The sequence below is a fragment of the Streptomyces sp. NPDC060002 genome, from assembly GCF_042737245.1.
In the GTDB taxonomy this organism is placed as follows: Bacteria; Actinomycetota; Actinomycetes; order Streptomycetales; family Streptomycetaceae; genus Streptomyces.
In genome coordinates, this window is record NZ_JBHWUW010000137.1 from 1 (window position 1) to 1078 (window position 1078).

General features: G+C 67.3%; 1 protein-coding gene. It reads left to right on the forward strand.

From position 1 onward, the window contains the following. Positions 1-184: 184 nt before the first annotated feature. Positions 185-1078, forward strand: coding sequence for a BTAD domain-containing putative transcriptional regulator (locus tag ACFWBD_RS41520; protein WP_385679434.1), 894 nt, complete (start codon positions 185-187; stop codon positions 1076-1078).

A 1078-nucleotide genomic window follows, 5' to 3' on the forward strand; every position in this document is an offset into this window, starting at 1 on the left:
GGTTCTCGAATACCGCTGGAGAACCACTCGGCACCGCCTCGCACCCCCCTGCACAAAACCTTCAGACCCCCTCGCGGCCAACCCGCGAAAACCCCGCGACAACCCCCACCGAAGACACTATCGAAAACCACACCACCACATCGGACCGACCGGGCACGCACCACGCAAACGGCACGGAGGAACAATGAACATAAAAGTTCTAGGTGCACTCAACGCCGAAATCAACGGAAAGAACATCGTCCCCACCGCAGGCAAACCCCGCCAGATCCTCGCCCTCCTCGCCCTGCGCCCCGGCCAGGTCGTCCCCGTCCCCACCCTCATGGAAGAAATCTGGGACACCGACCTCCCCCACAGCTCCCTCACCACCCTGCAGACCTACATCCTCCAACTCCGCCGCATGCTCACCCACGCCCTCACCACCACCACCGACACCCCCACCACCACCCGCACCCGCACCCGCACCAGCCCCGCCGCCGCCCAGAACGGCACCCCCACCCCCACCCCCACCGCCAAAGACATCCTCGCCACCCGCTACGGCGGCTACCTCCTGCAGATCCCCCCCGACACCGTCGACGCCCACCGCTACGAACAACTCACCGCCCAGGGCCACAAAGCCTTCGACAACGGCCACGACACCGACGCCGCCCGCCTCCTCGACCAGGCCCTCAGCCTCTGGCACGAACAAGCACTCGTCGACGTCCCCCACGGCCCCGTCCTGCACATCGAGACCATGCGCCTGCACCAGAGCCGCCTCGTCACCCAGGAACGCCGCATCGACGCCGAACTCCGCCTCGGCCACCACAGCGAACTCACCGCCGAACTCACCCACCTCACCGCCCGCCACCCCCAGCACGAAGGCCTCCACTCACAAGCCATGCTCGCCCTCTACCGCTCCGGCAGACAGGCCGCCGCCCTCGACACCTACCGCCGACTGCGCCACCGCCTCATCGACGAACTCGGCGTCGAACCCTCACCCCAACTCCAGCGCATGCACCAGGCCATCCTCACCGTCGACCCCCGCCTCGACATCATCGCCGACCCCCACCACACCCCCACCTACGACCTCTACACCACCTGA